This window comes from Actinocorallia lasiicapitis, from assembly GCF_054778695.1.
Genome location: NZ_BAAGZI010000264.1, coordinates 1 through 8,549, shown reverse-complemented (window position 1 = coordinate 8,549; position 8,549 = coordinate 1). Strand labels below are relative to the sequence as shown.

At 69.1% G+C, this 8,549-nt stretch carries 9 protein-coding genes and 1 pseudogene; 9 read left to right on the top strand and 1 reads right to left on the bottom strand.

Annotated features, from left to right (window positions below; genetic code table 11):
• Nucleotides 1-916, top strand: a 916-nt coding sequence (locus tag ACYVE7_RS23935; protein WP_460367388.1) for an LCP family protein, incomplete at its 5' end; no start/stop codon positions are given.
• A 149-nt stretch (nucleotides 917-1,065) separates the two neighbouring features.
• On the opposite strand, the gene ACYVE7_RS23930 is transcribed toward ACYVE7_RS23935, so the two are convergent.
• Nucleotides 1,066-1,968, bottom strand: coding sequence for an NADP-dependent oxidoreductase (locus ACYVE7_RS23930; RefSeq protein WP_460367386.1), 903 nt, complete (start codon nucleotides 1,966-1,968; stop codon nucleotides 1,066-1,068).
• 101 nt (nucleotides 1,969-2,069) lie between these two features.
• On the opposite strand from ACYVE7_RS23930, the gene ACYVE7_RS23925 reads away from it, so the two are divergent.
• The 8 genes and pseudogenes from ACYVE7_RS23925 to ACYVE7_RS23890 all read left to right on the top strand — a co-directional run.
• Complete coding sequence (locus ACYVE7_RS23925) at nucleotides 2,070-2,666, top strand: RNA polymerase sigma factor (RefSeq protein WP_460367384.1); 597 nt, start codon at nucleotides 2,070-2,072, stop codon at nucleotides 2,664-2,666.
• Complete coding sequence (locus ACYVE7_RS23920) at nucleotides 2,663-3,661, top strand: CU044_5270 family protein (RefSeq protein WP_460367382.1); 999 nt, start codon at nucleotides 2,663-2,665, stop codon at nucleotides 3,659-3,661. The genes ACYVE7_RS23925 and ACYVE7_RS23920 overlap by 4 nt, the downstream gene beginning before the upstream one ends.
• A 61-nt stretch (nucleotides 3,662-3,722) precedes the next feature.
• Nucleotides 3,723-4,298 (top strand): RNA polymerase sigma factor, encoded by a 576-nt coding sequence (locus ACYVE7_RS23915; RefSeq protein WP_460367380.1) that lies wholly within the window; start codon nucleotides 3,723-3,725, stop codon nucleotides 4,296-4,298.
• A complete protein-coding gene (locus ACYVE7_RS23910; RefSeq protein WP_460367378.1) occupies nucleotides 4,288-5,394 on the top strand; it encodes a hypothetical protein in 1,107 nt (368 codons plus the stop codon). The genes ACYVE7_RS23915 and ACYVE7_RS23910 overlap by 11 nt, the downstream gene beginning before the upstream one ends.
• Nucleotides 5,395-5,531: 137 nt before the next feature.
• The gene (locus tag ACYVE7_RS23905) at nucleotides 5,532-6,563 is read left to right on the top strand and encodes an alpha/beta hydrolase (protein ID WP_460367375.1); all 1,032 of its coding nucleotides are present in this window, start codon (nucleotides 5,532-5,534) and stop codon (nucleotides 6,561-6,563) included.
• A 205-nt stretch (nucleotides 6,564-6,768) separates the two neighbouring features.
• Complete coding sequence (locus ACYVE7_RS23900) at nucleotides 6,769-7,401, top strand: TetR family transcriptional regulator (protein ID WP_460367373.1); 633 nt, start codon at nucleotides 6,769-6,771, stop codon at nucleotides 7,399-7,401.
• A gap of 15 nt (nucleotides 7,402-7,416) precedes the next feature.
• Complete coding sequence (locus ACYVE7_RS23895) at nucleotides 7,417-8,013, top strand: LURP-one-related/scramblase family protein (RefSeq protein WP_460367372.1); 597 nt, start codon at nucleotides 7,417-7,419, stop codon at nucleotides 8,011-8,013.
• A 112-nt stretch (nucleotides 8,014-8,125) separates the two neighbouring features.
• Nucleotides 8,126-8,549: pseudogene (locus tag ACYVE7_RS23890) on the top strand (alpha/beta hydrolase); the annotation flags it as partial.

Here is an 8,549-nt window from a genome sequence, read left to right as displayed (position 1 = left end):
CCGCCCCGGCGGCTGGGCGCTGATGGGCGCGGCCGCCGCCGTCACCGCAGCCGCGATCATCGTGCCGACCGCGCTGCTCACCCAGCGCGCCCCGGTCGGCGAACTGCCGCCCCTCGATTCGGCGGACGCTCCGGCGAAGCTCACCGACAGCGTCAACGTGCTGTTCCTCGGCTCCGACAGCCGAAAAGGCGAGAACGTCTCCTACGACGACCGCGCCGCCCGCAGCGACACGATCATGCTGGCGCATCTGCCGAAGAACGGCGCGAAGGCGACGATCGTCAGCTTCCCCCGCGATCTCATGGTGCAGATCCCGGCGTGCGAGACCCCCGAGGGCACGACGTCCCCCGCGCGGTTCTTCATGATCAATGACGCGTTCACGGTCGGCGGCGCCTCCTGCACCCTCAAAACGGTGCAGAAACTCACCGGCGCCCGGATCGACCACCTGATCGTCATCGACTTCACCGCGGTGAAACGCCTCACCGAACTGGTCGGCGGAGTCGAGATCCAGCTCCCCGTCGAAGTCGACGACCCGAAGTCCGGGCTGGTCCTGCCCAAGGGCAAGCACCTCGTGAAGGGCGAGGAGGCCCTGGCGTACGTCCGGGTCAGGCACGGCCTGGGCGACGGCTCCGATCTGGGACGCATCCAACGTCAGCAGGCGTTCCTGCGCTCCCTCTTCGCCAAGCTCAAGCCCACCCTCGTCAACCCGGCGAAACTCCCCGCCCTGGTCGAGACAGCCCGCACCGCGGTCAAGGCCGACGACGCCCTGACCACGGCCAAGATGCTCTCGATCCTGTCCGCTTTGGGCGACCGGACCGCCGCCTTCCGGACCGTCCCCTGGCGGCCCTACCCCCAGGACCCCGCCCGCCTCGCCCTCAAGCAACCCCAGGCCGACCGCCTCTTCACCACCCTCCGCTAAGGGGAGCTACCGGGTCGGGCTCGTAAGGGGAGTTGCCGGGTCGGGCTCGTAGGGGGAGTTGCCGGGTCGGGCTCGCTGGAAGGCCCGGTGCCGGGGTAGCCGCTGGTGAGTGAGTACTTGTCCTCCGCCGGACGGACCGAGGTGCGTGATCAGGAGACGAGGATGACCGTTTTGCCCAGGCCGTGGCCGGTCGCGACCAGGGCCTGGGCGGCGGCGGCCCCGGCGAGCGGGAAGGTCCCGCGGATCGGAAGATCCAGATGCCCGGACTCGTAGAGGGCGACGGCCTCGGCCAGCCGGGCGGCGCTCCGTTTGAAAGGCGTCACCCGGACCCCCAGCGACTCCGCCTTCTCGTGCTCGACGAGCGTGATGATCTGCGAGGGCGTCGGGACCAGCCGAAGCGAGTCGAGGAGGGCCTGGCCGCCGGCGCCGTCGATGACGGCGTCCACCCCGGTCGGGGAGATCGCGAGGACCCGCTCGACCAGCCCGGGACCGTAGGCGACGGGGAGGGCGCCCACCGAGCGCAGATAGCCGTGGTTGGCGGGGCTGGCCGTGCCGATCACGGTGGCGCCCTTCGCGATCGCGAGCTGGACGCCGGTCGCCCCGACCCCGCCGGCCGCCGCGTGGATCAGCAGCCGGGTGCCGGGCCCGACGTTCAGCTCCTCCAACGCGATGTGCGGAGTCATGATCGCGGCGGGGAACGCCCCGGCGACGTCCCACGGCATCTTCGGAGGTTTGGGGACGATCTGGTCGGCGGGGATCACGGTGTACTCGGCGTAGGAGTTGAGCCGGGTGAACGCCAGGACCTCGGCGCCGACCGCGAACCCGGTGACGCCGTCGCCCAGCGCGTCCACGATTCCGGCGACCTCGTTCCCCGGAATCCGCGGCCAGGTGTCGGGGACGCCCGGCGGCAGCCACCCCTGGCCGACCGCCAGGTCGAACGGTTGCACCCCCGCCGCTCTGACGCGGATCCGCACTTCGCCGGGCGCGGGATCGGGGACGGGGAGATCGAGAAGTTCCAGGACGTTGGGGGAGGTGAAGGCCGCTGCTCTCATGGACCCATCGTTCAACTTGAACCTTTGTTGAAGTCAATCCCCGCGGATATCCTCGCCGAAATCATCGGGAACCTCCCCGGACGGCCGGACACAGACGGAGCGTGAGCATCTCTGACTCCACCGACGAGGCCCTGTGGCGGGCCGCGCAGGGCGGGGACGAGCACGCCTTCGGGGGCCTGTTCGACCGGCACCATCGCGCCGTCTACAACTACTGCTTCCGCCGGACCGCCGACTGGACGGCCGCGGAGGACCTGACCTCGGTCGTCTTCCTGGAGGCGTGGCGGCGGCGGAACGACTTCGCCCCCGAACACGACTCGCTGCTGCCGTGGCTCTACGGGGTGGCCACCAACGTGCTCCGCAACCACCACCGCTCGCTGCGCCGCTACCGGAGCGCGCTCGACCGGCTGCCGCACACCCGCGACGAGGACGACACCGAGACCGTCGCGGGCCGGATCGACGACCAGCGCAGGATGCGCGACGTCCTGGACCGGATCGCGAAACTGCCGCGCCGCTACCAGGACGTCCTCGCGCTCTGCGCCTGGGAGGGCCTGTCCTACGAGCAGGCCGCGACGGCGCTGGGCGTGCCCGTCGGCACGGTCCGCTCGCGTCTCAACCGCGCCCGCGAAAAACTCCGGGAACCCGTCCCACGACCCGGACACATAAGGAGAGAACACGCTTTCAGGGAGGAACTGTCATGAAAATCCCGGACCGGCGGGACCTGCCTGGGCACCACACCAGGAGGCAGCATCTGATGAACGAACTCTCCACACCGCGTCGCTCGGCCAAGCGCAGGCTCGTCCTGGGCGGCGGGCTCGGCAGCGCCGTCGCGGGCATGGCGGCGGTCGCGATCGTCGTGTCCGGTGGCGGCACCGGGGCCCCCGCGCCGTCGGGCACCGAGCCGCTCCGCCTGGTCAACGCCGCGCAGCTCCTGAACAAGGCGTCCGAGGCGGCCGCCGCCGAGCCGGATCTGAAGCCCAAGCCGGGCCAGTACCTCTACTTCTTCTCCAAGAGCCACCAGGCGTCGACGACGCTCGCCGCCGATCCGGCCCCGATCCGCCAGGGCGCCGTCGACACGGTCCGGCATGTCTGGCTGTCGGCGAGCGGCGCGAAGCCCGGCTACCTGGAGCAGGACGAGTCGGGCAGGGTGATGAAGAGCTGGCTGTGCGATGTGAAGCAGTCCCAGGAGGAGGAGCTGAAGGAGCAGAAGAAGCAGCCCGACGCCGACCCGGCGCGCCCGCCGTCCGGCTGCACCGACTACGGCCCCACCTACCGCACGGACATCCCGACGGACGCGGCCGCTGCCAAGCGCTGGCTGTACCGGAACAGCAACGGCGGCAACCCGCCGGACGTCCAGGCGTTCCACACCGTCGGCGACACCATCCGCGAGCACTACCTGGGCTCCAAGTCCCTGGCCGCCCTGTTCAAGGCCGCCGCCGACATCCCGGGCGTCGAACTCCACCAGAACGTCCTCGACTTCGCCGGCCGCAAGGGCGTCGCCGTGGGCCAGACCTTCAACGGCCTCCGCCAAGAACTCATCTTCGACCCCGCCACCTACAAACTCCTCGGCGAACGCCAGATCTACGACTTCACCGACCCCTCCACCCCCCACCCCCAAGGCACCGAATCCGGCGACATCCTCTACTCCAACGCCTACCTGGCCTTCAAAATCGTCAACACCCCCGGCCAAAAGTAGGGAACCGGGTTGGGGGGTCGGGGGGAGACAACAGTGTCGTTCCCCCTAAGGAAGGCCGTTCGTGTTGGAGACGCACCGGCTCAGTGACGCGGAGGTGATCGCGAGCTCCCGGGCCAGGCCCGAGGAGTTCGCGGCGCTCTTCGATCGCTATGCGCCGATGATCCACCGTTATGTTCACCGGCGCATCGGGCCCGAAGGCGCCGAGGATCTGGTGGCCGACACGTTTCTGGCCGCGTTCGCCGGACGCGGCCGGTACGACCCCGCATACGAGGACGCGCGGCCCTGGCTGTTCGGGATCGCCACGAAGCTCGTCGCCAAGCATCGGCGGGCCGAAGGCAACCGGCTCAGGGCCGTCGCGAGGGCACCGTACGAGGACGAGCGCTGCCCCGCCGACCGTGTCGCCGAAGAGGTCTCGGCGCACGCGGCGCGCAAGGTGCTCGCCCGCGCCCTGTCGCGGCTCAACCAGGGGGAACGGGACACGCTGCTGCTCATCGCCTGGGCGCAGCTGAGTTACGAGGAGACCGCCGCCGCGCTCGGCGTGCCGATCGGCACCGTGCGCTCCCGGCTGTCCCGCGCCCGCCAGAAGATCCGCAGAACGGTCCCGTTCGACCCCACGGAGGTCATCGATGGTCTTTGACCTGCTCAAGTCGCTCGGCTCGCACCTCGACCGCGACCACCGCCCCGACCTGTCGGACGCGCGCGCGAAAGCCCTGGCGGGCTTCACCTCCACCGAGAAGAGGCACCGCATGAGGTTCTCCAGCACGGCCCGGCTGGCCTTGGCCGCCGCAGGCACCGCCGCCTTCATCATCGTCCCGGTGACACTCGTCGCCCAGCGGGACGACGATGCCCGCGTCCCAGCGCCCGGCTCACTCGATGCGCCGACCGCCGCGCCGTCCCCGCCCGCCGCGCTCGCCCAGCCCCGACCCGACCAGCTCGTCTACGTCAGCATCAAGGCCGACTGGGGCGGCGGCAAGCCGGTCACCGCGCTGTCCTGGTACTCCCAGGACGTCAAGCGGCGTCCCCATCTGTTCCAACGGCAGAACCAGGAGGAGGTCGGCGAGGCGATCCCCGGCCGTCCCGGCTGGGCGCAGTTCTGGAGCTGTCCGGGCGCGATGGCGAGGGAGGACAGCATCGTCAAGAGCCTGGACGACCCGCCGAACTGCCTGAAGATCGCCGCGAAGAACAAGAAAATGGCCCTGGGCGGCAACGGCGAACCACTGGAGATCCAGTACGACGCCGTTCCTCCGACCTACCTCGGCGGCCTGCCCACCGAGGTGCCCGGAATGCGGTCGTGGATCAAGCAGCACACGAACGGCGGCAACCCGCCCGCGGTCCAGGAGTTCACGACGGTCGGCGACGTCCTGCGGCAGGCATACGCACCGCCCGCCGTCGCCAAGGCCTTCTTCGAAACGACCAAGGCGATGCCCGGCGTCGTGCTCAAGGAGAACGTCAAGGACTTCATCGGCCGCCCCGGCATCGAGCTGAGCCAGACCTGGCACGGTGAGCACCATGGCTACATCTTCGACCCGGTGACCTTCCAGTTCATCGGCGAGACGGGCGGGATGGATCTCGAGGCGCCCGCGTTCAACCCCGACGGCGGGGAGACCCCGGATGAGACCCCTTGGACGCCGAGCCCCAAAGAGGTCGAGAACGCAGCGAAGTACCCGGTGAAGGCGTCCTCCGCGGTCGTCGAGGTGGGGATCGTGGATCGTTACGGTCAGACCTTGGGTTGAGGTTTTTGCGCGGGAAGATGCTGGTTTTGCAACGTTAGGGATCTTCCCGGGTGTCCCAGGTGTCCGATATGTTGCGACCTGCCTCACATTGTTGGTGGGGGCGTATCTAGTTGGGCGCGAGAACGGTGAGTGCGGTTGTGAAGCGTCGCGTTTTCGGGGTGGTCGCTGGGCTGGTGTTCGGGCTCGGGCTGGTCTCGGTTCCCTCGCAGGCGGTGGCGGACGGGTTCGTCGCCGCCGACCACGGGTCGAAGATCGTCGAGGAGAAGCAGGTCGACGCCCGTACCGTCGACCTGACCGTCGACACCCCGCTGATCCAGACCTCGGATCCGAAGATCCGGCTGTACCTGCCGGACGGGTGGAGCAAGACCACCACGAAGACCTGGCCGGTCGTCTACGTGTACTCGGGCGGGCCCGGCACCTACATCGACTGGGTGACCTACACCGACCTGCCGGCGACCGCGAAGAACAGCAAGGCGATCGTCGCGCTGGTCGACGGCGGCAAGAGCCAGGGGTTCACCGACTGGTACAACGGCGGCAAGGGCGGCGCGCCCAAGTGGGAGACCTTCCACACCGCCGACGTCCTGCAGCTCATCGAGCGGAACTTCCACGCGAGCACCAGCCGGGCGGTGATGGGTCTGTCCTCCGGCGGCCAGGGAGCCATCACCTACGCGGCACGCCACCCCGGGCTGTTCAAGTACGCCGCCAGCTACTCGGGCATCCTGCACATCACCAAGCCGGGCATCCCGGCGATGATGCTGCTGACGGACTACGGCGCGGGTGAGCCGACCGTCCCCGACCCGATGGCGAAGTGGGGCAACCCGCTCACCGACCGGATGAACTGGATCGACCACGACCCGTACGTCAAGGCCGACGGCCTGCGCGGCACCGGCCTGTACATCTCGGCGGGCAACGGCGACCAGGGTCCGCTCGACAAGGGCCTGGTCGAGCAGATCGGCACGAGCGGGTTCGAAGGCGCGCAGGTGTACGTGCTGGGCTCGATCGGTGAGCGGCTCGTCGGCGTCACCAACGAGGACTTCGTCGCGAAGCTGAAGCTGATGGGGATCCCGGTCACCGCGAACCTCTACGGCGCCGGTTTCCACCAGTGGAAGTACTGGGACCGCGAGTACAAGAAGGCCTGGCCGCTGATCACGTCGGCGATCGGCGCCTGAGCCGGAGACGGTGAAGCCCCACCCGTGCAGGGGAGTGCAGGGTGGGGCCGATGCCTCGATGATGACGTGCCGGGGCCCCGCGTGGAGGCCAGTTGGCCGTGGTGTGGAGTTTCCCGGGCCAGGTGTTGGTGATAGAAGCCACAATGTGACACCGCCGGATGAGATGTAACGCCAGAAAAGCCCACGTCCGGGGGATGATGGGCGGGTGGCTACCAGTACCTCGGAGACCGGAACCCCCCTGCGCCGCCGGCCCGCTCAGCGGCGTTCGGCCGAGCGGGTCCAGCGGATGCTCGACGCGTGCGCGGAACTGCTCGACGAGGGCGGGTACGACGCCCTGTCCACGACGCGGATCGCGCAGCGCGCCAATGTGGCGATCGGCTCGGTCTACCAGTTCTTTCCCGACAAACGGGCGGTCGCGCAGGCGCTCGCGCTCCGCAACCTGGAGGAGTTCGGCGAGCGGATCGGCGTGCTGCTGGCCGACGCGCGGTTCGACCGCTGGTCGCATGTGGTGGGCAACGCCATCGACATCTTCGTCGACATGCACCGCACCGTCCCCGGTTTCCGGGTGCTGCGCTTCGGTGACGTCGCCGACCTCAACCTGCTCGACGAGCAGGCCGACAACAACGCGGTCGTCGCGGGCCGGCTCCGCGAACTGATCACGGCGACGACCGGCACGCAGGACGGCCCGGAGCTGGAACGGGCGTTCGCGATAGCCGTCGAGACGGGCGACGCCCTGATCAAGATGGCGTTCCGTCGCGCGCCCGAGGGCGACGACGCCGTGATCGATGAGGCCAAGGCCCTGATTGAGGACTATCTGTCCAGATATCTTGACCGATAGGTTCTCCGGGTGGATATGAACTGGGTTCAGGCGCAGACCAGGTTTCTGGTGCGCCAGCGCGTCACCCTGATGGCCAACAAGTACGAGGTGCACTCCTCGACCGCGGACGGTCAGGAGGAGCACATGGTGGCCTTCGCCCAGCAGAAGCGGCTGGCGTTCAAGGAGCAGGTGACCCTCTATACCGACGCGTCGAAGCAGTACGTCCTCGGCGGTTTCCGGGCTCGCCAGCGGATCGATCTGGGCGCCACCTACGACATCACCGATCACAACGGGACGCCGATCGGGACCTTCCGCAAGGACTTCAAGCGCTCCCTGACGTCCTCGACCTACCACCTGGAGCAGCCGGGTCTCGGTGTCACGACGGGCACCGAGCGGAACCAGACGGTCGCCGTCCTGCGCCGTATCTGGGGGTTCATCCCCTACCTTTCGGATCTGCCGTTCGCGTGGCCGTACCACTTCGACTTCACGGCCGGGGGAACGCATCCGGTCTTTTCGGTCGTCAAGAAGTTCGGCTTCCGCGACCGCTACGTGGTCGACATCCACGATCCGCGGATCGATCGCCGGCTCGTCATCGCGATGGCCGTGGGCCTGGACGCGCTCCAGTCCCGCTGACCGTTCGATCAGGTCGCTGGCCGATTTCGGGCGTTGAGGCCCGCCGGTAGGCAGTCGATGTCACCATATGCATATGTCCGGTGACGAACTGACGCGGCCGCTCAGAGGTTTGGTGAGAGACGTCCCCTTTGTCGCTCTACCGCCAACGGCGGTCGACGCACCCGCGCGGGACGGCCTCGTCGTCTGCCTGCACGCGTTCGACGCGCCCCGCAGCGAGGCCGCCCTCGCCGCGGCCATCCCGATGACCGGGGTTCCGGTCTGGCGGGTCTATCTCGGGCTGCGGCTGCCCGACCTCGCCGAGCACGACTATCTGACGCTCCTCGCGGAGATCGTCGAACGGACCGTGGCCGAGCTGCCGGGGACCGTCAACGAGCTCCGCGAGCTGCTCGACTGCGGCAACGGCGCGATCGGCCTGTTCGGGCACGGCGAGGGGGCGACAGCCGCGCTGCTGGCCCTGGCCGAGCAGGCCGTGCCCGTCTCGGCGGCGGCGCTGGTCTCGCCGATCTCCGAACCGGCCCGCACCATCGCGGCGCGGG